Source organism: Sporolactobacillus caesalpiniae (assembly GCF_040513385.1).
In the GTDB taxonomy this organism is placed as follows: domain Bacteria; phylum Bacillota; class Bacilli; order Bacillales; family Sporolactobacillaceae; genus Sporolactobacillus.
This window is the reverse complement of record NZ_JBEVCB010000002.1, coordinates 319977-342084: the sequence shown is the minus strand read 5'-3', so window position 1 is coordinate 342084 and position 22108 is coordinate 319977. Positions and strand designations below refer to the sequence as shown.

The 22108-nt window shown below is 43.4% G+C and carries 13 protein-coding genes and 7 pseudogenes; 13 read left to right on the top strand and 7 right to left on the bottom strand.

The genetic code is table 11. The features are described from left to right. The first annotated feature begins 104 nt into the window (after positions 1 to 104). The 3 genes from ABWW58_RS05070 (at position 105) to abc-f (ending at position 3038) form a co-directional block, all read left to right on the top strand. On the top strand, positions 105 to 1013 hold the full coding sequence (locus ABWW58_RS05070; RefSeq protein WP_353868119.1) for an RpnC/YadD family protein: 909 nt from the start codon (positions 105 to 107) through the stop codon (positions 1011 to 1013). A gap of 149 nt (positions 1014 to 1162) precedes the next feature. After that, entirely contained in the window at positions 1163 to 1297 is a 135-nt protein-coding gene (locus ABWW58_RS05065; protein WP_353868118.1) for an RAxF-45 family protein, read from the top strand. 124 nt (positions 1298 to 1421) lie between these two features. After that, positions 1422 to 3038 carry a ribosomal protection-like ABC-F family protein gene (gene abc-f, locus ABWW58_RS05060; RefSeq protein WP_353868117.1) on the top strand — a complete coding sequence of 539 codons (1617 nt, stop codon included), beginning with the start codon at positions 1422 to 1424 and terminating at the stop codon, positions 3036 to 3038. A gap of 33 nt (positions 3039 to 3071) precedes the next feature. Here abc-f and ABWW58_RS05055 read toward each other — a convergent pair whose 3' ends face one another. Continuing rightward, positions 3072 to 3689, bottom strand: a complete 618-nt coding sequence (locus ABWW58_RS05055) for a lysozyme family protein (protein ID WP_353868116.1) — start codon at positions 3687 to 3689, stop codon at positions 3072 to 3074. A gap of 221 nt (positions 3690 to 3910) precedes the next feature. On the opposite strand from ABWW58_RS05055, the gene asnB reads away from it, so the two are divergent. Beyond that, positions 3911 to 5761, top strand: coding sequence for an asparagine synthase (glutamine-hydrolyzing) (gene asnB, locus ABWW58_RS05050; protein WP_353868115.1), 1851 nt, complete (start codon positions 3911 to 3913; stop codon positions 5759 to 5761). Positions 5762 to 5857: 96 nt separating this feature from the next. Here the strand turns inward: asnB and ABWW58_RS05045 are convergent, their stop codons facing one another. Then, on the bottom strand, positions 5858 to 7780 hold the full coding sequence (locus ABWW58_RS05045; RefSeq protein ID WP_353868114.1) for a S53 family peptidase: 1923 nt from the start codon (positions 7778 to 7780) through the stop codon (positions 5858 to 5860). 403 nt (positions 7781 to 8183) lie between these two features. On the opposite strand from ABWW58_RS05045, the gene ABWW58_RS17180 reads away from it, so the two are divergent. The 3 genes and pseudogenes from ABWW58_RS17180 (at position 8184) to ABWW58_RS05035 (ending at position 10828) form a co-directional block, all read left to right on the top strand. Beyond that, positions 8184 to 8294: a DUF7916 family protein gene (locus tag ABWW58_RS17180; protein WP_445783413.1), complete on the top strand. Its 111-nt coding sequence runs from the start codon at positions 8184 to 8186 to the stop codon at positions 8292 to 8294. Between the two features lie 497 nt (positions 8295 to 8791). Next, positions 8792 to 9639, top strand: a pseudogene (locus tag ABWW58_RS05040) (glucose PTS transporter subunit IIA). 154 nt (positions 9640 to 9793) lie between these two features. Continuing rightward, positions 9794 to 10828 carry a UPF0236 family transposase-like protein gene (locus ABWW58_RS05035; protein WP_353868113.1) on the top strand — a complete coding sequence of 345 codons (1035 nt, stop codon included), beginning with the start codon at positions 9794 to 9796 and terminating at the stop codon, positions 10826 to 10828. Here ABWW58_RS05035 and ABWW58_RS05030 read toward each other — a convergent pair. After that, positions 10823 to 11635 (bottom strand): annotated as a pseudogene (locus ABWW58_RS05030) (IS1634 family transposase); the annotation flags it as partial. The gene ABWW58_RS05035 and the pseudogene ABWW58_RS05030 sit on opposite strands and share 6 nt — an antisense overlap. A gap of 133 nt (positions 11636 to 11768) precedes the next feature. Here ABWW58_RS05030 and ABWW58_RS05025 point away from each other — a divergent pair. Then, positions 11769 to 13130 carry an IS4 family transposase gene (locus ABWW58_RS05025; protein WP_353868111.1) on the top strand — a complete coding sequence of 454 codons (1362 nt, stop codon included), beginning with the start codon at positions 11769 to 11771 and terminating at the stop codon, positions 13128 to 13130. A gap of 68 nt (positions 13131 to 13198) precedes the next feature. Here the strand turns inward: ABWW58_RS05025 and ABWW58_RS05020 are convergent. After that, a pseudogene (locus ABWW58_RS05020) lies at positions 13199 to 13993 on the bottom strand (IS1634 family transposase); the annotation flags it as partial. A 156-nt stretch (positions 13994 to 14149) separates the two neighbouring features. Here ABWW58_RS05020 and ABWW58_RS05015 point away from each other — a divergent pair. The 3 genes and pseudogenes from ABWW58_RS05015 to ABWW58_RS05005 form a co-directional block, all read left to right on the top strand. Next, positions 14150 to 14348, top strand: a pseudogene (locus ABWW58_RS05015) (ISLre2 family transposase); the annotation flags it as partial. A 414-nt stretch (positions 14349 to 14762) separates the two neighbouring features. Next, entirely contained in the window at positions 14763 to 15446 is a 684-nt protein-coding gene (locus ABWW58_RS05010; RefSeq protein ID WP_353868109.1) for an HAD family hydrolase, read from the top strand. Between the two features lie 720 nt (positions 15447 to 16166). Beyond that, a pseudogene (locus ABWW58_RS05005) lies at positions 16167 to 16559 on the top strand (group II intron reverse transcriptase/maturase); the annotation flags it as partial. On the opposite strand, the pseudogene ABWW58_RS05000 reads toward ABWW58_RS05005, so the two are convergent. After that, a pseudogene (locus ABWW58_RS05000) lies at positions 16538 to 16939 on the bottom strand (ATP-binding protein); the annotation flags it as partial. The pseudogenes ABWW58_RS05005 and ABWW58_RS05000 overlap by 22 nt on opposite strands. Before the next feature lie 86 nt (positions 16940 to 17025). Beyond that, on the bottom strand, positions 17026 to 18531 hold the full coding sequence (gene istA, locus ABWW58_RS04995) for an IS21 family transposase (RefSeq protein ID WP_353868108.1): 1506 nt from the start codon (positions 18529 to 18531) through the stop codon (positions 17026 to 17028). A 372-nt stretch (positions 18532 to 18903) separates the two neighbouring features. Here istA and ABWW58_RS04990 point away from each other — a divergent pair. Next, positions 18904 to 19131 (top strand): annotated as a pseudogene (locus ABWW58_RS04990) (group II intron reverse transcriptase/maturase); the annotation flags it as partial. A 297-nt stretch (positions 19132 to 19428) separates the two neighbouring features. On the opposite strand, the gene ABWW58_RS04985 reads toward ABWW58_RS04990, so the two are convergent. Next, positions 19429 to 20796 carry an MATE family efflux transporter gene (locus tag ABWW58_RS04985; protein WP_353868107.1) on the bottom strand — a complete coding sequence of 456 codons (1368 nt, stop codon included), beginning with the start codon at positions 20794 to 20796 and terminating at the stop codon, positions 19429 to 19431. A 231-nt stretch (positions 20797 to 21027) separates the two neighbouring features. Here ABWW58_RS04985 and ABWW58_RS04980 point away from each other — a divergent pair, with 231 nt between their 5' ends. Beyond that, positions 21028 to 21978 (top strand): LacI family DNA-binding transcriptional regulator, encoded by a 951-nt coding sequence (locus ABWW58_RS04980; protein WP_353868106.1) that lies wholly within the window; start codon positions 21028 to 21030, stop codon positions 21976 to 21978. The last annotated feature ends 130 nt before the right edge of the window (positions 21979 to 22108 follow it).

The window sequence follows — 22108 nt, the reverse complement described above, 5'->3', positions numbered from 1 at the left end:
TTATACTTTTTATGGATGCGATCGTTTGTTCCCGTCTGACTTTAACTCCTGCTTGCCTAATTCCTCTTGCACTACTAAAAACATACCTCGTAAGGAGGCTTCATATGCCTACAGACCATGATCGGCGCTTTAAAGTCTTGCTCCACGAATTTTTTGATGAGTTTCTCGAAGCCTTTTTTCCAAAGATTTATCACATGCTTGATCTGTCCGAGAAAACATTTCTTTCAGAGGAACTGTTCCCAGATATGATTGAGGGCGACAAGAAAAGGGCGGATGTCATAGCCGAAACGAAGCTGAAATCCAAAAAAGATGTGATTCTGATTGTCCATATCGAAGCACAAAACTATTATCAGGATGATTTTTCCGAACGGATGTATCTCTACTACATCATGATCTATCTGAAATTTCGAAAACCTGTTTTGCCGATTGCCATTTTCAGTTATGATGGAGGGAGAGATGAACCGGATGAATTCGTGGTAAAAGTGCCCCATTTTATGGTTGTCAGCGAATTCCACTTTTTGAAGCTTGAGCTTGCCAAAATGAATTGGCAAAAATTTATGCGCAGTAATAATCCGGCCGCTGCCGCTCTGATGAGCAGGATGAATTACTCTAAAAGAGAACGTGTGCAGGTTCGGCTTGCTTTTATCAGGCAGATGATTGGCATGCATCTTGAAGAAGCACGTGAAAGCATGATTAATGGATTTTTTGAAACCTATCTTCAACTAAACAAGGAAGAGGTGGATCAATTGATGGACAAAGCGAGAAAACTCCCTGACGAAATCCGTGAAGAAGTGCTCAAATGGCCAAACTCTTTTTATGACCGCGGAATGGAGGACGGTATTGAAAGAGGAACTAAAAGAGGCTTTGAAAAAGGAATTGAAAAAGGTGAATTAAACGCCAAGAAGCAGGTTGCCCGAAAGCTGCTGCAAAGAGGCATGAGCCATAAGGAAATCAGTGAACTGACCGGATTGAGCGGTGGGGAGATCATGAAATTGGAGGCAAATGATGACTGAAATGAGCGAAGAAATCTGAGAAGAAGTGCTCAAGTGGCCGAACTCCACTTATGATCGTGGAGTGGCGGACGGCATTGAAATAGGAATTGATTAGGTTGTTGCGCTTAACTGATAGATCTGATAAACTTGCCATAAAGCAGGAAAAGGAGGTGGGTCAATTGTCATTAGTCACGAAGTGTCGCGCTCAGTTAGAGTCGTTTCTCTATATCGTTCGCGCGATTTTTGCTGCATTTTTCTTCAAGGGATCAGTCTGCCCTTTTTTAGAAAACAGCATAGCTTTGTGAATGGACGCATGACCCACTAAACGGAACTCAATTGATTTTTAAGTGAATCAAGATCGAAATCATCCATGGGTAAATGACGCCTGTGGATTTTTTGTGTACAGAAAAATAAGGAAGTGACTCGAAAATGATGATATGCCAAGCGGATCATGTACGGAAAAATATAGCTGGAAATGAAATTCTTCACGATGTCAGTTTTTCGGTACTTGAGAATGAGAAGGTTGCGGTTGTCGGACCGAACGGAAGCGGGAAAACCACATTATTTAATTTAATTGCACGCGTTGACGTGCCGGATCAAGGAACAATCGCGATTAAAAATGGCGCGTCCATCGGCTATCTGCGTCAAATGCCTGACGGTAAACAACGAACAGTGTATGAAGTGCTGAAGGAAGCCTTCTCCGATTGCTTGAAAATCGAGAGGAAAATGAAGGAACTAGAAGAGGCTTTTGCGACCGCAGACGCAGAAAAGCTTGAAAAACTGCTTGCCGACTATGCGCGTATGCAGGAACAGTTTCAGAAATTAGGCGGCTATGATATGGATTATAAAATTGACCAGGTGGCTGAAGGGCTTGAAATTAAGGCGTTTTTGCCACGTCCGTTTTCTTCACTGAGTGGTGGCGAGCGAACGAAAGTCGGACTCGCTCTTCAGCTATTGACCGAACCTGATCTCCTTCTGCTTGATGAACCGACCAATCACTTGGATATTCTCGCTTTAGAATGGCTGGAGCAATTTATCAGGCAATATAAAGGTACAGTTCTGCTCGTCTCACACGACCGTTTTTTCTTAGATCGAACGGTGACCAAAGTTCTCGAATTGGAAGATGGAGAAATGATCAGTTATATAGGCAACTATTCTCACTACATCAAGGAAAAACAAGAACGATTGCTTTTGGAATTTGCCGCCTATGAAGATCAGCAGAAAAAGATCAAGAAAATGAAAGAAGCGATTAAACGACTAAAGGAATGGGCGAATCAGGCAAAGCCACCGAATGCGGCAATGCATCGACGAGCGAAAAGTATGGAAAAAGCGCTTGATCGGATTGAACGCTTAAAAAGACCCAAAATGGAGACGGATAAAATGGCACTCAATTTCGCTCGCAGCAGTCGTACCGGCAATCAAGTACTGAGTTGCAGCGATCTCTCCGTGGGCTTTGATGGTATGAAGCTATTTGAACACGTAAATTTGGATATTCGTTATCGTGACCGAGCAGCAGTCGCCGGTCCGAACGGTGCCGGGAAAACAACACTCTTGAAATGCCTGCTTGGCAAACTGAAGCCAAATCATGGTGACATTCGTCATGGTACCAATTTAAATGTCGGCTTGTTATCTCAGCACGTGTTTGAACAGGAAGCGGAGAAGGATCGTCGCGTCATCGACGTCTTTCGTGAACACGCGCATTTAACTGAAGGTGAAGCACGCCATGAACTGGCAAAGTTTATGTTTTACGGTTCGGATGTTTTTCGTAAAGTAGGGTCACTGAGCGGCGGGGAACGTGTTCGTGTCCGCCTAGCTGATCTTATGATGAAGAAAATCAATGTACTGGTACTTGACGAACCGACCAACCATTTGGATATTGAGTCGCGTGAAGTGCTGGAAGAGGCCGTGAACCGTTTTGAAGGAACTGTACTGGCGGTAAGCCATGATCGCTATTTTCTGACGAAATGCTTTACTAAGATTTACTGGCTGCAAAACGGCACTTTAAGCAAGGAAGAGCATTTTTCAGATTCTGCACATGTACGCTGATTCGAGAAAAACAAATACCCTCGGGATTAAGTCTTATCTCGAGGGTATTGTTGTTAATTGTTTTTTTTTCGCAAGTTCACGTTTTTGCTTTTCATTCGTGTAATAGCGCATCACGTGCTCTACATAATTCGGGTCGCCATAGCTCTCCCAATTTAGTTCTTTAGCCTTCTCATCCGAAAACTGTTTTGCAAGTTGTGGTGTATATTTTCCACCTCGAGCTTTTACATAATCGGTAAAGCCAAGCCCGAAGTTATAGCTTTGGAGAGCAAGTGACAGATCACCATTTGACCGGTCCAATGCCTTTTTGAAATAGTGCGTGCCTGCTTGAATACTTTTTTGTGGTGAATCTATGGAATTTCTCGGCAATCCTTGGCTTTCCGAAGCCTGCATGACATCGACAGCCTTACCCTTTGACTCCTGCATGGTGATCGCCATAATCAAATCTGTATACTGATCAATACCGTTCACCTTAGCAATTTTAGAAATAATCGGTCGGTAATTTTCAACTTCCGGACTAATGACTCGCTTATCGTTGAGAAGAGGAACATGATCTGCCTGAGGACTATACAGGCTTGAAATGACATATAGGAGCACAAAAGAAATACCGATGATCAGTGACGAGGTAAAAGTTAATTTGATAATTTTGCGCATCTGTCATCTCTCTGCCTTTTAATCTTGTTAGTTATAACTTTCAAAGAAAATGAGTGTTTTTCGACCGTCATAATGAAAAAATAAAAAGACAGTCTTCTTTAAATTTTGATGTGTTCACGCATGATGCGGTACGCGAAGAGCAATAGTTCTCACGCGCCTATCTCTTTTGCATAAGATGAAAAAGAGGTTAATGCCTAAGGTGGCAGGAAAGGATGACATGAATGTGCGGAATCACAGGCTGGATTGATTGGCGGCGAGACTTACGCAGCGAGGGAAAGACAATAAAAAAAATGGCACAGACGATGGATCATCGCGGGCCTGATGATTTAAATACATGGCTGTCGGAGAATGCAGCACTCGGACACGCGCGTCTGGTCGTTGTCGATCCGGAGGGCGGTCGCCAGCCGATGAAAAAAACGGTGAATCACAACGAGTATGTGCTTGTTTATAACGGTGAATTATACAATACAGAAGAAATTCGTTCGGATTTATTAAAAGAGGGTTATACGTTTCAAGGTCACTCCGATACCGAAGTGCTGTTGACCGCTTATATTGAGTGGCGGGAACGCTGCGTGGATCATTTCAATGGAATCTTCGCGTTCGCGATCTGGGATGCCGCAAAGAAAACATTGTTCGGTGCACGCGATCGAATGGGAGTAAAGCCCTTCTTCTACAGTGAATCAGGAGGTAGAATGCTCTTTGGCTCAGAATTAAAGGCGATCTTAGCTCATCCGGATGTCCATCCGGAAATTGATCGAGAAGGACTCTGCGAAGTGTTCGGACTCGGTCCGTCGCGAACGCCGGGTCACGGTGTCTACCTGGGCATTCATGATCTGCGGCCTGCGCACGCGTTCACCTATACCAAAAATGGTTTGAAAATTTGGCGTTACTGGAACGTGGAAAGTCATGAGCATACAGATAGCCTGAAGGAGACCATCGCCCATTTGCGCTATCTTGTCACTGACGCGGTACAACGGCAGCTGTACGCTGATGTTCCGGTCGCAACATTCCTGTCCGGCGGTTTGGATTCCAGTGGGATATCGGCAATCGCCTCAGAATATTTTAAAGAACAAAAACGACCGCCGCTTCACACCTTTTCGATCGATTATGTGGGCAACGACCAATACTTTAAAACAAGCAAATTCCAACCGAATAGTGACGCGCCTTTTATTCAAGAAGTTTCTAAATACCTTGGAACGGTACACCATAATCTTATCATTGATAATGAACACCTTGTTTCTTATCTGAAAAAAGCGATTGTCGTTCGCGATATGCCTGGCTATGCCGATGTCGATTCCTCACTTCTCTGGCTCTGCGAAGGGATCCGCAGGGAATTTACCGTTGCGCTATCTGGAGAGTGTGCCGATGAAATTTTCGGGGGCTATCCTTGGTTTCACAGCCCGGAAACATCAGCGAAGGAAGGCTTTCCATGGATGCGTTCAATTGGTGCGCGACAGGATTTGCTCAATGACAAATGGGGAAGCAAATTAAATCTAAAAGAATACGAAATGGCGCGGTTTAATGAGACGGTTGCCGAAACGCCTAAGCTCGAGGGTGAATCTGTGATTGACGCGAAACGCCGCGAATTGTTCTACCTCAATATGAATTGGTTCATGACCGCATTGCTTGATCGAAAGGATCGCATGAGTATGGGTGCGAGCCTAGAGGTGCGTGTGCCGTTTGCTGATCATCGGATTGTTCAGTACATGTGGAATGTGCCATGGGCGATGAAGATGCTGGACGGTCATGAGAAAGGTGTTCTGCGCGCGGCACTCAAAGGTTATCTGCCTGATGATGTGCTCTACCGCAAGAAGAGCCCGTATCCGAAAACCTATCATCCAAAGTACACGCAAGCCGTCTCAAGCTGGTTGCAAAAGGTGATTGACTCACCAAGCTCTCCACTGCTTGAATTAGTGGATAAACAGAAACTGCAAGCACTGATTGACACGAAAGGCGATTCTTTTAAAGCTCCATGGTTTGGTCAGTTGATGTCCGGTCCTCAGCTGATTGCCCATATGGCGCAGATGAATGAATGGCTCGATACCTACAACGTGAACATTATTGATCGCTGAGGCAAACAAAAGGTCCTCGAGTTTAATGGACTCGAGGACCTTCTTTATACATAAGCATTTACAGGAAGAAATCTAATTATTTTTTCCTAAGTTAAATCAGCGTGAAAATGAACTTTTAAAATGGCCTGCAAGTGAAGCGGCATCAATTGTGCCAAGTCCGGTACTCTGGTTATAAATCGTTCCTTTTGTACCGGTGTAATACAAATTCGTATTTTCTGCTCCTGTCGCGTTGAGTGGATGGAATGGTGAATTCTTTTGCTTGGCAAAACGATAGATTTGACTATTCCAGAATCCGATTCGACTCTTTTGATTGCTGTTCATCAATGCAGTCAGACCAGCTAATTGAGGAGAGACAATGCTTGTCCCACCGAACGTGCTGAATTTTGAGTTGCTGCCGGGAGCGTTTGGATCGGAAATAAAGACTTTATAGCCGGTATATGGATCCGCATTCAGCGATACATCCGGCATGTTTCTACCGGTTGCACCGCCCGTAACGATCTTCGAATCAGTAAGCGGTGTGACGGAACCGAAATCAGTACTTGGTTGCCACTGCTGCACGGCAGTAAATCGGTTCACACCGGAAACGCCTTTCTGATAGTCAGGAGTCGCGAACAACTGGCTGAATCCACCGCCGCCACCGACAAAATAATACTTCGACCAGCCTTCCGCTGTACCCAGTCCAAGTGAATCGAAGTAGGGGTAGAGATAGTTCCAACCCCATGCGCGCTCCTCGGAAACATTAAGCTGAACGCCGGTCTTCGTTGTGTAGGTCCATGGCAAGGTTGTGCCTCCGGCTGCCGTTATATAAGGACTGTCCGCCGGGTTGTCAACAGCGAAGTTGTACGTGCCTATATCGCGGCTTGCGTCATAAGCGCCGGCATCACCTGCTGATGCGAACATCGAAATACCTTGAGCTGCGGCCTGTTCAAATAATTGATTATAGACCAGCGCATAAGCCGGATCTTCGGTTTGATCTTTAACAGCGGCACTGATTGCCGACTCACTGAGTCCCCAGCTCACAGAAAGTTGTGAAGCCTTGTTTTCGTTAATTGCCGTTGCAAATGCGTTTACGAAGCCTGCATCTGTATTCGGTCCGATGTAGACATTAACGTCTGCTTGAGGAGCGAGTGCACCGGATTGTTCAACGTCGAGTGAGGTCTCTTCATAGCCGTTCCAATCGGATCCGCCGTCAACAAGAATTTTTTGAATGCGGTCAGCTTTTACATCAATGCCTTCTTGTTTCCAAAAACTGTAAGCGTCTTCTGGATTAAAATCTGCTAATGTAACAATACCAATGGTTTGTCCTTTGCCGTTCGCGCCTTGATCATATAATGGCCCGACATTGTACTGCTTGATGAAATCGGCAGGGTCTAAGCTTAATGGTCCACCGCTCGCGTTCGGAGTAAGTTTAAGCGGACGTTTCACGGCACGAGGAGTGAGTTCGGAATAGTTAGTCAAACCAAGGATTGCTAACACATGAGAAGCAAGGAAACGCGGCAGTTTTGGTCCTTTTTTTGCGGCATGGAAGGTTCTTCCTCTGAACTTCGCCTTCTGAATGGTCACGCTGAATGCCTTATTGAAGTCGCCCGCCGTTCCATTTGCAGAAACAATCAGATTATTATCATAGATTTTCGTACTAATATTGTAGTGTTTCAGATATCGATCCAGAGCTTTGACCGTTATATCGGATGCACCAAACCCTTTTTTAAACTGGTCAACACTAAGATATCTATGGTACAATGCGCTGTTTGGATCTACTGTTCGTTCAATGTAGGATTGCAGTTTCTTTTCATTGCTAGTCTTTAAGACAATATCCACAGAAACCGGCGTGTTATCCGGGAGATCTCCGAAATAATCAGCGTTCTCCAATACTGAACGGCCAGTACCTTGTTTAACAGATGTCAGTTGTTGATCTGCTTTGCTTGAAGATGAAGCAGCCGCAAATGACGGAAGTGAACCAAAAATAAGAAGTAAAGTTAAAACGGCAGCGAACAGATTCTTGCACCATTTTTTTGTCATTAGTAAACCATCCCCCAATGTAATGAATTCTATTAGAAAACTTGGCTTCGTCAATCTTTTTTAATGCGAAGCCTTAGTGCTCTTATACTATAATCCTTAAAATCTTACACTTCTTATAGTATAAAAAAAGATGCTCCCTTTTCTCTCTTAAATAAAATTGATTATAACCCAGTTAGATTGATAGATTAAGCATTACAAATCGCATTTATTTGACAAAAATCGAGTTTTTCTGGCGGAAATAGGGATTAATACCTAGATGGACTGGGTCAAAGGTCACGCCGAAAATTGATAGAATAACCATTGACTCTAATTGTACACTGAAAGAGAAAATAAAAAACAGTGCATAAGACCCCCGCATTTATTTGATAAAGGGGCTGCACCGTTTAAGAAAAGAGGAGTTTAGATGACGAAGCGATTGCTCGATTGTGATGCGTCCGATTTTATAACAATGAGTAAGTACGAGATTCTTGAAGCAATTGAGGCAAGTGAGGGCAGGGTGATTGTGTCCGATTGAACTACCTGCGACTAAAAGTCGCAGGAATCTGGTTATAACTGCTAAATAGCTACACGAACCAGATAGACGGCAACGCCTTAATTTTCTGATTCAGTGAAATTACCCTGAACTCAAGAGAAGCGCTTCACTTCTGACAACTATATCGTGCGCGTTTCGTTCCAATTCTATTACGAGCGGTTCTCAGCACATTACGCAAATAGTTGTCCTTGTGACGTTTTACGATGGCAAGGTTCTGTCCCACCGAGCACGTTTGTTGTCTGTATGACGACTTGCGAACGTTAGATGATTTCTACCAATTTGCTGGGGTTGATGTTTGGAAAATCATGTAATTTGTAATGTTGTTCTGGGTTTAAACTCCATTTTAAAATGTTGCGTGCGGCGTTTAAGTCGCGGTAGATGATGGTTTTAGCTTTTCAGCTGGTGCGATTGATTACATCCTCAATTACCGAATCGCGCAAAAGCCGCTGCTGCTGCTTGTCGTCGGTATTGTTTTCGCGGTGATTTACTTTGTTGTCTTCTATTTTGCCATTAAATGGTTCAATTTGAAGACACCGGGGCGCGAGGACGATGATGATCTCGTTGAAGAAAATCCGGATCAAATTGCTGGTATAGATGCAAGTGATAAATATGAGGTGATGGCTGCCCGATTTATCAAGGATATCGGTGGCAAGAGGAATATTACGAATGTCGATAATTGTACCACGCGGCTACGACTGACGGTGGCGGATTCAGAGATCGTAGACAGTGCGGCGATCAAGCATCATGGTGCGCATGGCGTCGTCAAAGTAAATAAAACAAATTTGCAGGTGGTCATAGGTACAGATGTGGAATTTGTGGCAGATGCGCTGAGAAAACTGATCAAATCATCTGTCGATCTTACTGAAGTGAAGTTGGATGTTTCAGCACCCGAACCAAGTTTAGGTACAGTATCTGTTGGAGCCGAACTGATATGCGCACCAATTAAAGGAAAGTTGCTTCCGATTTCAGATGTGCCGGACAAGGAATTTTCTGAAAAGATGATGGGCGATGGTTTTGCCATTGATCCGGATGAAGGTGTCGTCTCGCCAGTTGATGGGAAAGTAAGCGGCGTGTTTCCTACGAAGCACGCGGTCGGATTGACAGGCATCGATGGCATGGAAGTCCTGATCACATTGGATTGGATACGGTAAAACTCAATGGAGAGGGATTTACCAACTATGTGAACGAAGGAGATACGGTTGTAAAAGGACAGAAATTGATCTCCTTTGATATCTCTGTGATTAAGGATAAAGTTCCTTCGCTGATCAGTCCGGTGATTTTCACGAACCTCGATCCTCTATGTGTAAAATGTTTCTCAGGGGGATAAATTTGATGTGAGTGCTTGAGGATGGAGCGGCATGCAGCTCTTTCTTCTCGAATTATGCTTTTGGTATCCCCTTTTTGACTGGACGAAAAGGAGAAGGCTCCTTATTCTAAATGTATACCCACCACGGAATACAACAGGAATAGAGGCCTTCTCAATGGATAGTATAGAGGATTTATTAGGAATTTGGAAGAATCAAACGAGCTTGTTGGCATTTGAGGAAGAGGCGACTGCCTATATGTATCAGTTCATGAGGCATAGCGTTGAACAAGTGTTTTCTTTGCTTGACCAAGCGATTACCCGTGAAAAACAGGCGGAGGGCTGGAAAGTAGATAGTCATAAGGACCAGCGTGTTCTCCAATTCTTATTTGGACCGGTGACTTTCTATCATACGCGTATGATTAACCCGGAAGGGCATGCCTGTTATCCGTTGGATCACCTGCTTAAATTGAGAAAACACATGCGTTATTCGCCAAATGTTGAATATGAAACAGCGGCCTTAGCGAGCCGTATGACTTGCCGGGAGGTCGTGAGAACCTTAGCCACTTGGACTCAGGTTCAAATGAGTCACAGCACGGTTATGCACTGTGTTCGAGTAGTCGGCGAAACTCAAGAAAAGCAGGATCAAGAGCACGTGATCCAAGCAGCCAATGGAGAGTTAGATGGAACACGACAACCGAATTTTCTCTTTGCGGAGGCTGATGGAACCTTTATCCGTGGAATGAAGAAACGGCAACACATTGAAATCAAGCATTTTATTTTGTATGAGGTTTGGGTGAAGAACGGAAAAAGACGGCTTCTGAAAGAGCCCTACGCGGTCATGACAAGCAAGGGACTGGATACGTTTTGGGAACAGGTTGAAGCCGCAGTCGAACAGCGTTATCGCTTATGGCAGACACAAGTTGTCGCTAATAGCGACGGAGGCGTAGGCTATGACGAAACGCATTTTAAAGATGCCTTTTGTGGGTCACACAAGCGCATTTGGGTTCAACTGGATGCGTTTCATGTCGCTCAATCCCTAACTCGTTCCCTACATGGTGATAAGTCTTGGATCACGCGTATACAAAAGGCGATTCAAAGAAAAGATCGTGCAGAGGTCATCCTGTTACTGGATACGTTTGAAAGTAATCAAGACGAGGATGGGCGTATTGAGCAGGTAGAAACCTGCATTCCCGTGAATTTATACCTATGAGGGGTTCTTCATACCAAGCACTTTGTACAGATCCATTTGTTTCTTGGTCATTTCACCAATGGATGGCTTATGACCGGGTTGCTGAAATTGTTCAATGACATCTAAATCGTCAAGAACTTCTTGAAGTGTGTATCGTTTGAAGAGATCATGATCACTCATTGCTTTTTTTATGTATGAAAGATAGAACAGGGCAATATACTGAACGAACAATTTGCCATCTAAGTTTTCCTCGGAAGAAACTGAGGTGCGTCTTAGATTCAGACGTTCTTTTAGGTTCCCAAATGCTTTCTCAATCATATCCTTGGTTCGGTAACTATTAATGGCTTCTATGGGATCTTTGATCCCATTGGAGAGTAGGGCGAAATAGCCATAATCCTGTTCCGCTTTTTCAATCGCTTCCTGTTTGGGTGTTAACGTAGTGCCTCGGACAGGCGTTTCTTTAATCGTGTAGTAACGGGCATACAATTTTTCGTGATCGGGATTACGGCGACCGGAAATTAATTCTTCTTCAAGCCCATCTAGGAGTTTATTGAAAGCCATTTTGTCATCGACGGCTTTCTGATCATTGTAGTAAAGATGCAGATAAATTCGTTTCTTGGTTTCGATCACTTCACCAGAGTGTTTTTTAATGCTTTCATAGTTCCAATCGGTCATAAAGGATTGATAGTAGAGACCGATAGTCGACTGATAATGAGGTCTCGAAACCATAGTAGCCCGAACATCTGCCAATTTCTTCTGAACAAATTTCAGTGACGTTCTAACTCCGATAAGAAACTTGAGATGTTTTTCGTAGAAAGCATTAATATCTAAAACTTGAAACATCAATAACAGCCTTCATGCCTTGTCAGATAAGGGGGGAAAGCAAAAATAAAAGCATGAATACCGAACACTCGGTATAATTGAAGTACCAACTCACAATTAATTGAGGTCGATTCATGCTATGAAAAGTATACCACGTCATGATCATTTGTCAGCCGGTATTTTAGATTCTGTCCTAACCTTTTTTAGCCGATTTCATTTGGCACAGATTGCACGAGCCTCCCATGCGACCAAGACAAAAGGAGTGCCTTTCCGTGTCCTGTTCTGCTACTTGCTCAGTACCATTTTTTCCAACAAGTCAACGTATCGCGATTATCTGAAACATCGGAACCAACTCAGCTTCTCGGATAAGACGTTCCGTAATTTACTGAACAGCGGCAAGATCAACTGGCAAAAGTTCCTGATCCTGCTCTGTCGCCAACTCATTCGATTCATTGAGCCGCTCACCGACTCGGCGCGTCAGAACGTGTTTATTATCGATGATTCCATGTATGAACGCGCGCATGCGAAACGCGTCGAACTGGCCGCATTCCAGTTTGACCACGCGAAACACCGGCATACGCGGGGATTCCGCTTTCTTCAACTGGGCTGGAGCGATGGCAACACATTCCTGCCGGTCAGCTTTTCCCTGCTTTCCGGCGAGAATCAGGTTTGCGACACGAAAGTGGATGCCCGGACGCGGTCCGGAAAGCGAAAACTCCAGGCTCAACGCAAAGGAACTGATGTCGCTCGGGAACTGATTGCATCCGCTCTGAATCAAGGGGTTCGCGCTCCGTATGTTCTGTTTGACTCGTGGTTCTCAAGTCCAATGATGTTTCATCAGCTACGTCAACTAAAGCTTCACACGGTTGCCATGGTCAAGCGGTCTAAAAAAGCGTATTACCGGTTCAACGGTCAAATGATGGACGTCAAAGCCATCTTCAAAGCTCAGAAAAAGCGTCGCGGACGGTCGCGCTACCTGCTTTCCACAATCGTTGAAGTCGTGGTTGAGGGGGGAGAACCATTCCCCCTGAAACTGGTTTACGTGCGCAATCGCCGAAAGCGCAAAGAGTATCTTGTGCTGGCATCGACAAACACGCAGCTTTCCGAAGATGAGATTATCCAACTGTACGGGAAGCGCTGGTCGATCGAGGTGTACTTCAAAATGTGCAAACACTATCTTCGACTGGCCAAATACCAGGGCTTATCCTATGATGGGATCTTCGCGCATACAGCCTGCGTGGCGATTGGTTATTCCTTGCTTGCGGTACAGCATCGTGAACAGGAGGATGACCGTACCTTAGGCGAGCTGTTTTATCTCATGGTCGATGAACTCGCGGATATCACCTTTACCGAGGCGATTCGTCAACTCATCGATTTGTTTCAAGAGGCCTTCGAGAATGAACTCGTTCTGTCTGAAAAAGTCCTCGATCAGATTATTGCAAGATTTTTGGACAAACTGCCGTCTAACTATCAGAAACAGCTGAAAAAAGTGGTAGACTAGGGTAATTTATTCAAGATAAACATAGAACCAGCAATGGATTAGAACACTTTTCTATCTTTCAAGTTTTAGTTAATATTCTGTTCACTGTAGAATCCCCGATCCATTACAAACTTCATCTTCTTTTTCCCGAACAGTTCAAACTCCTCCAAAAGGTGCTGGATCGTCTTCACATCTGCAATGTTTCCCGGCAGTTTTCGGTATGAGACAGGCAGACCGGAGGTCTCACCAAACAAAAGAGCTAGATTGATTTGTGGTAATGGATCATGGTCTTTATTTTTCCCATATTTCACTTGTTTTAGAGACTTGGAGTATGAAGAAATAGATGTGGTATCATACGCTAAATACTCCTCTTGAATGCGACGCTCCGCTTGTCGGTGAAAAAACTGCTGCTTAGCATCCTCAGTTATTGATCCAAAAAGATCACTGCTCCGTTGTGACGGGATATTTTTTCCGAAAGGATGAACATGTGTCCGTGCCCATTTAGGAAAGCGACTCAACGAGTTCCGATCCTCCATAACTAAATAATAGGCTACTGATAAAATCTGCTTGTAGGAATCAGGAAAACAACGTTTGAGATCCTCTGTCATCCCTAGTTTATCTCCAATAGCATCAAACAAATGGGTTGTTCCGCAGAAACGGCGTTCCGCTCGTTCTGTCGGAACTGGTCCTGGTTTTTGGGCAATCAATTCTTTCATCGTTTCGGAATATTTTTTGGAAGGGACGAAGTCCCCCGTTACAGAATCCAGTTTCCCAATGCATTTCCGCTTATTCCGCGCTTGCTTTTTTTCCTTGTCCCAGTACCCCACAGATTCGTAAACATAAGTGATGCCATTCTTTTTATTTCTCAGATAGACCAGTGACATGAGAACCCCTCCCAAACATTGGTATAATTATACCAATGTTTGGGAGATTTGTCAAGAGAAAAAGTGTCCAAATCTCAGTACTATCAAGGGATTTGGACACTTTATTGTTATAAAATAGCGGGAATGCAGGTAGAAAAGGTCAAGCACTATCTCATGGAACACTGGGATCGTTTGTTTGATTGGCGAGAGAGTACGGCGAAAGAAAATCTTCCCGAAAATGCGGGGAGATTGGGTGCGATGGAATCGAATCAAAGGCATTTGACGTTCCGCATGAAAAAGCGTGGCATGCATTGGGGTGAGTCCGGAAGAAGGCATGGTTAAAGTTATTCAAGGGATACGTAATGGGACGCTAAGAGTATTAAAGAAAAGTGGTAAAGTTGATCTGAATGAAGTGGATATTATTAGTTTTGGTTAAATGATTATTAAGTAAAATGAAGGAGTCCGCACAATCGATTGTGTGGGCCCTTTTTTGTACAAAAAAATGAAAGAAGGAATTTACGAAATTACAAAGAATTCTTACAGTGAAGTTGTTTATTGTCATCACGATAAGCCCTGTCCTAAGATGGTACGGATGCGTTTGATCGTCTCAGGATCGTTGACGCAAGACTCCATAAGTGATCCATGCTACTCAGACTCAAACGATCAAAAAATGATCAAGAGCAACGATTTCGAGTGAATCTCTATTGAATGGCTAGTGTTTGGGAAAAGGTGGCGATCATATCAAAACCTTACCGATTGCTATTGTAAAACATAAAGGGAGGGAAAATCTTTGAAAAATGATGTGTCAGTTATATTTTTTGACTTGTTTTTTACCCTCGTCACACCGAAGTATTTTAATTCAAAAAATGAAAATGATGTTCTGAATCTATCAACTAGTGATTGGGAAAAATACGCTGAGGATGAAAAACTTTATTTTGAGCGAGCAACCGGTAAAGTGAAAAATCCCCGGGCCATAATTCAGCGTATCATTGATAAGATGAATATTTCTGTGGATCGTCAGTCCATTGATGAAATTTTACAATTAAGAAAAAAGAGAATGGAGCAAGCCTTAACACAGGTAGATCCACTAATTATCCATGTACTTTCGGAATTGAGAAAGGGTGGAAAGAGATTGTGCCTTGTCAGTAATTCAGATTCTATAGACTCTATGTACTGGCAGGCATCGCCTCTTTATCAGTTATTTGATGATGCTATTTTCTCATGGAATGTAGGTTGTTTAAAACCCCAGACTGAAATTTATAACATCGCTCTTGACAAGATGAACGTTGATCCAAGTCAATCTTTATTTGTTGGAGATGGGAGCTTTGACGAATTAAAAGGGGCTAGGAATGCAGGGATAAGAACAGTGTTAACCTCCTTCTTGCTAAAAAGGGGAGATAAACAGCATAGAAAAATCATGAAAGATGCAGATTATTACATACAATATTTTTCGGAATTAATCCCTCTTGTTTAATGCCTGTCTTTTTTAGTTAGATGAGTTCGACACGTTTCTCAATAAGCGAAACAGGCGAAATGAGAGCGTTGCTAAGTAATTTGAAGCAATGATAACTGATACACCGAGAGATGGAATGAAAACCGTCACGTTGCGTTGATACATCTCCATTGATACTCCTGCATGCATCCGGCGATAGTAGTCAAAGGGTGTATGGAGTCAGGTGAAGTCAACTGAACAATACCTAAGTGAATGAATCATACGGTAAAGGATAAGCTGGATGGCTAAAAAGCTATCGAGGTAAGAATGCTAAGATAAGAGCTGACGAACCTGCGAATGTACGGGTCTAAAACTGCAGCCGCTACGAAAGTACGGGGATACAAATGTATCATGGAATACCGAAAAGCAAGATTTCGTCATATGAAATTCGGAATAGATAACAATGAATCTATAATTTCACAGGCTCATAGTAGGTACCTAAAATAGTTATTCAAAGCTAGGTGTATTGGAACGTGGTAAGCAAGGAACTGCTAGTAAACAGCTACTACTGGGCAGGTGTCTATAAAGCGGAAGCTGAAGTGACTCCATTCTTGTGAAAGTAGGGGAACGGTACCAACGAAACGTGTAATGAACGCGGAGGGATAGCCCCAAGTCTTGTTCTTTGAAAACTGAATTTCCTCAAGATGAAGTTCAAACGGTCGGGTAGGAGCGTGGGAAAACACTTCTTGGAGGTGTCCACGATTGAACGCAACCTTACGGAATTGGAAATACTATGGCATGCAAGAAACATTTGACAGGCTTTATGACGACAATCTGTACTCAATCATTATCTCGAAAAGCAATATATTGCTGCTTACCGAACAATCAAGGCGAATAAAGGCTTTAAAACGGCAGGAACAGATGGTTTTATCATTAACAGCTATAAGGCAATGCAGGAAGATCACTTTATAGCACATATGCGGACTGCTCTTAGGGACTACAAACCCCGAGCAGTTAAAAGAGTTTATATGCCAAAGCCAAATTAAACGCCCACCAGGCATACCGAATATGATGGATAGACTCATCCAACAGATGATAAAACAAGTGATTGAACCTGTATGCGAAGCGAAGTTCTACAAGCATAGCCACCTTTTCTCCAGGGCACTTAATTTCTGCTCCTCATAGGCCATGAGCAGTTCTTCGACTAATTCGGAGGCCGTTATAAATTTTGTTTTAAACCCGTTTTGAATCGTCTCGATTCCCAGCCCAATAGCCAAGTGGCTCTTCCCAGTTCCGCTGTTACCGAGGAAGATCACGTTCTCTTTTTTTCGCACAAACTCACCTTTGGCTAGGGTGAGAAAATGGTTTCGGTTCAGGCTAGGCATCAAACTGAAATCGTACATGTCTAGTGTCTTAGAAACAGGAAAATGCGCCTGTTTCAAACGCCTTTCTCGCTGATTTTCTTCCCGACTCTGAGCTTCAGCTTCAAGCAATGCTAAAAGATAATCTTCATAACGCAGATTGTGCTCCTCCGCTTCCCTCGCTAGAGAACGATATTACCTAGCCAGAGTAGGCATTCTGAGCTGTTTGGTCAGATGGTCCAGCAGAAGTTCTGTCGTCATTAGTTTCCCTCCTTCACGAGTTGCCTGTATTGATTGATATCGGTCACTTTCACCTTGTAGTTCTCCAGAGCCTCTGGGGCTTGACCAACCGGGTCGGCCACATTACCTGTCATCTTTTGAATGACCTCATGAACCGCTTCATAAGTGAAGAGTTGTTTCCGTTTCGCTTCTTGAATCGCTTTGGTTAACTGATCCATGCCCAGCTCTCGGTGGAGAAGAAGAAGCCGGACAAATTTGCGGTCTCCGGCCGCTCCTTCAGTCTCACGCATCTTGTGGTGAAAATGCCGAAAGGCTTCAGGAATATCCGGATTCTGAAAAGGATGCGCATCTCGAATCGCACGCGGTTTTTTCAGAAGTGCCTCCAGATAATGGTCCAGACGGGTAAATAATTGATTTCGTCCGTAAGAACGGGGGTATTCAGTGATCACTTGATTTTGAGCCACAACGATCAGACGATCGACAAACTTTTTAACCCAGACCGCCTGTCCAACATAAGCGCTAGGAACGGAGTACTGGTTGGTTTCCACATGGATCAGAGACAACGGATTGACGTGACAGGACATCAACCGGCAGGCTTCAAAAGGTGTTCCCGAAAGGGAATGGAGCGTTAGCTTTTCTTTGGTCCAAACTTGTGCGACCGTCTCGTCAGTACGCGGAACATGGATGCGGGTAGCCTCTTTAAGGCACCAATCCTGAAGATAATGATTGAGTTCGTCCATAGACTGAACGTCCGGATAAGGGACCAATGCGTTACGTCGGACATAGCCAACTGTCCCTTCAATCCGGCCTTTTTCATTTCCCCTTCGGGGATTGGCAAAGGTGGCTTTGAATCCATAATGCGCCTGAAGCGCGATAAAGGCTTCTTGTTCTAGGCGATCTCTGCCCTTCAGAACTTTGACCACGGCTGTCTTTAGATGATCAAAGAGACCTTCGACAGGAACACCACCCAGGAATTCAAAAGCATGAACAAAGCCATCCAGAAAAGCCTCCTGTTTTTGATGAGTGTAAGCCCGAACAAACCGAAAACGACTAGACGAAAGCTGTAGACAAAAAAGAAAGATTCGCTGCGTTTTCCCCTGAAGAATGACATCTGCTTCGCCCCAGTCAAATTGGAATTGAAGGCCGTATTGGAATTCAAGTGGAATGAATACGTCCTGTTGTTTCTGTCTTCTCTTGGCGACAAGTTTACGAATGTTGGAAGATGAGCCTTTAAAATGATATTCCTTGACTAATCGTTGATAGATTCTCGCTGCTGTATGTTTTTGTTTCACCCAATGTTTTTGGTCCTCAAGAAGCCACTGATCGATGATCGGCAGAATGCGTTGGGTTTCCTCCGAGTATTCCTTCTTTCCGTATGAGCGCTCCCGAACGGGAAGAGTGGGGGCTTCTTCCTGTTTCAGATACTTACTCACTGTATTCCTTGAAATTCCTAGCTTTCTCGCAATCTGGCGTTGTGAAAGACCTTCAACCTCCTTCAGAAATTTGATACGATGATAGTGAGCCATATCGATCATCCTTTTTTTCCCTCTCCCTTATGTAGAATTGCTGGTTACTGTTCTATCATAGGGAAGATAGGCTAAGAATTGGAAATCATGTGGCTCGTTTTTATGTGAGCGAATCGCTTATTTATGGCTCAATTCTAGATTATCAAATACAAAGAATGAGCATCGCTAAGAGTTTCATGAGCAAGAGATGTCTGTACACAAGTGAGGGCAGGACATGGCTTGGCAAGGGAATGGAAGCAATTGTCTATGAAGAAATTCAGAAACTACTGCTTTCGAACATTCCGGCTCGGTCTGTGGAATATCTGGACAACGGGATATCGCGATATTCTATGAAAAAAGGACTTTGCGAAATTACAAAAGAATTTCTTACAGCGAAATACCGTCCATTGTCATCATTACAAGCCCATATCCCTTGGTGGAACGGATACGTTTGATAATCTTAGGATTATTGACGAAAAAATCCACAAGTTGATCCATGCCACTCACGCTCAAACGATTGGAAAATACCTTAAAGACCTTAATTTATCAATGGAACAGCTGTTTCGAGTAAATCTCTATCGAAAGGCTTGCAATCTAGAGGAAATCAGTCTCAAGAAATGAGATGGAACGCCGTGTGAGGTGAAAGCTGCTTGCACGGTGTGGTGCAGGGGAAAAGGCAGAGATTACCTCAAAGCCTTACCTATTGCCATATACTTCGTAATAACAACGTTCTCAATAAAATTTTTTTGTCAAGAACGACTTAAACGGGCTGACACCGGAAAAATACCGTTATCAGCCCGTTAAAGATAAATAATCAGTTTTTCATTCTTTTACTCGCAAAATGAGTACACTCATTTCTGTGCGGGTCTTTGTCAGCTTAAAAGAATCATTAATAATAAGAAACAAACGATGTATTGATCATTTTGAAACGGTTTTGCTGGAGACGAACGAATGGAGATGCTCCCATGGACGAGATTGCCAACGCTTTAGAGCGAACAGACCTCTGAACCATTCATCTGTCCCTTGAGCAAGCCAAATTCCGATCAATCCGAAGCCAAAGTAAACACCCAATAAATAACTCAATCCGACCGCGATTATCCACATCGAAACAACGCCAATGAACACAGGAAAACGGACATCACCTGCTGATTTTAGAGCTCCCATTAAAACGATATTAATCGCTCGACCAGGCTCAGAAAAGAGATTGATCCACAGAACAGGGAGCCCAATGGCAATTATTGCAGATGACTTTGTAAATAAGCCTAATATAACTGCTCCTGAAAGCGCGATTATTATCGATACAAGTGTCGATGAGGCCATTGCGGCGATTACGGTTTTAATCCCGCGCTTGTAGGCTTGTTCTGATTGCCTGCTTCCAATATAACGGGCAATCAGAATCTCGGTTCCTTGGGCAATCGCTACGGTAAAAAGAAAGCAGAGCATCGTGATATTTAGAATATAAATCCTCGCTGCAAGTGCACCAGTTCCAATCATGACAACGAATGCTGTAATGATTAATTGGGACAATTGATAGGAAAGCATCTCCCCTGCTGAAGGGACACCAATCGAAAGTAAATCACGGATATTCTTGCGACTGGCGCGATAGCAGTCCTTGAATGAAAATTTTACATTCAGCCTTTTCCAAATGACCAGTGAAAGTGCGACAATGGCAAACACGCGAGCGATCACCATTGCCCAGGATACACCACTGACTCCTGTAATCGGAAGACCAAAGGGACCGTTTGTTGCAATCACATTTCCGAGCACACTGATTCCATCCATAATAACGGTTATAATCATTGCGTCTTTTGTGAATCCATGACTACGTAAAATCGCACTCATCGCAAGTGACAGTGATTCAAGAAAAAGTGATGCGCCGCAAATCCGGATAAACAAGAGTCCGTCTTGGAGAATCATCCCATGTAAATGGAACAACCCTAGGAAGTACTCGCCGAACAAGACGACAACAGCGGATACGATAACCCCGAACCAGAAATTCATAAAAAAGACAGAGTGTGCGATCTGTTCAGCACGTTGGTATTGTTTTGCACCCAGATTTTGACCGATTAGAATCGTTGCGCCAATTGAAGTCACATTAAAAATGAGGATGAAAAGACTTAACAGCTGATTTGCGACGCCGACGCCTGATGCCGCTGCGTCGGAATAACGGCCAAGCATTAATGTTGCGATGATGCCCATCGCCATACGAAGCGCGATTTCAATAAAAATTGGCCAAGTGATCTTGAAAAGGGTTTGGGCTTGATAATTAACTGTTTGTGTTTTCAAATATTTGACCAGTTACTGATATGCTCAAGATTCACTGCAGAAAATCACCTGCTCGTTGCGGCTTGTTCAGAACTGGTGTTCACCTCACTTTTCAACAAGTTCCAAATAGAGAAAAACGATAAATATGATTCATCAAGGTATCATAAATCATTTTGAATTAAATGTAAACGATTACTATTAATTATGATATAATAATTTTTGTAATGGAATGAGTGGAAGTGAGGGAATTAAATGGCAACTCTGTCTGATGTCGCACGGAAAGCTGTTGTATCGAAAATGACGGTGTCACGAGTGATTAACCATCCTGAGCAGGTTTCTACAGAATTACGCCAATTAGTATATGACTCAATGAAGGAACTAAACTATGTGCCTAATTATGCTGCCCAAGCATTGGTGCATAATCGAACCCAAGTGATTAAACTGCTCATTTTAGAAGAGATGGATACGACTGAGCCGTATTATATGAATTTGCTGGCTGGTATTGCAATAGAGCTCGATCAGCGCCATTACTCACTGCAGCTTGTAACGCGTAGTTCACACACCATTGGGAGATGTGATGGATTAATCGTTACGGGGATGCGCAAAACGGATTATGATCATATTATTTCTCATCTTGAGCAACCTGTAATCTTGTTTGGGGAAAATAAAAAGGGCTATGACTATGTAGATGTTGATAATAAAAAGGGAATGCAGATGGTGACGGAACATATTTTTGATCATGGTTGTCAAAAAATCTTGTTTTACGGTATTGAAATTGACGAACCGTTCATGCGCTCAAGAATTGAAGGTTATGAAGAAACAATGAAGATGAAGCAGCTGTTACCTCAAATAAATCTGATGAAGAACAGTTCACATATCGCTCAATTTGAAGCAGAAAAAGTATTAAAAAAAAATCACGAACGTATCGCCTTTGTCTGTGCATCAGATCGGTTAGGTATTGGCGTTGTCCATGCAGCGCAGAGGCTTGGCCTAAATATTCCTGGTGATGTGATGGTTACTGGTTTTGACGGGGTATTTCTGGATCGTATTGCACAGCCAAAGCTAACGACTATTCGTCAACCGATTGTGGAAATGGGAAAAACTTGTGCTAGACAATTACTTGATAAAATTGATCAAGGCGGGATTAAGCAGGGAAACCAGATATTTAAGCCTGAATTAATTGTCCGAAATTCCACAATTTAACCGGGGTTAGTTCATCATTTTTTGAAGGAATTATCGTAAGTACTCAGTTATCTTTCTAAGTGAACAAAATCTACGACAATTGCGACTCATAGTTTCAGGAGTCGCCTTTATTATTTTCTTAATTTTTTTG

Excerpts from the sequence above, each read along its gene's own strand:
- ABWW58_RS17180 (WP_445783413.1), top strand. The coding sequence starts at position 8,184 with ATGACGAAGCGATTGCTCGATTGTGATGCGTCCGATTTTATAACAATG.
- ABWW58_RS05035 (WP_353868113.1), top strand. The coding sequence starts at position 9,794 with ATGGATAGTATAGAGGATTTATTAGGAATTTGGAAGAATCAAACGAGC.
- ABWW58_RS04980 (WP_353868106.1), top strand. The coding sequence starts at position 21,028 with ATGGCAACTCTGTCTGATGTCGCACGGAAAGCTGTTGTATCGAAAATG.
- ABWW58_RS05045 (WP_353868114.1), bottom strand. The coding sequence starts at position 7,780 with ATGACAAAAAAATGGTGCAAGAATCTGTTCGCTGCCGTTTTAACTTTA.
- ABWW58_RS05025 (WP_353868111.1), top strand. The coding sequence starts at position 11,769 with ATGAAAAGTATACCACGTCATGATCATTTGTCAGCCGGTATTTTAGAT.
- istA (WP_353868108.1), bottom strand. The coding sequence starts at position 18,531 with ATGGCTCACTATCATCGTATCAAATTTCTGAAGGAGGTTGAAGGTCTT.
- asnB (WP_353868115.1), top strand. The coding sequence starts at position 3,911 with ATGTGCGGAATCACAGGCTGGATTGATTGGCGGCGAGACTTACGCAGC.
- ABWW58_RS05070 (WP_353868119.1), top strand. The coding sequence starts at position 105 with ATGCCTACAGACCATGATCGGCGCTTTAAAGTCTTGCTCCACGAATTT.
- abc-f (WP_353868117.1), top strand. The coding sequence starts at position 1,422 with ATGATGATATGCCAAGCGGATCATGTACGGAAAAATATAGCTGGAAAT.
- ABWW58_RS05055 (WP_353868116.1), bottom strand. The coding sequence starts at position 3,689 with ATGCGCAAAATTATCAAATTAACTTTTACCTCGTCACTGATCATCGGT.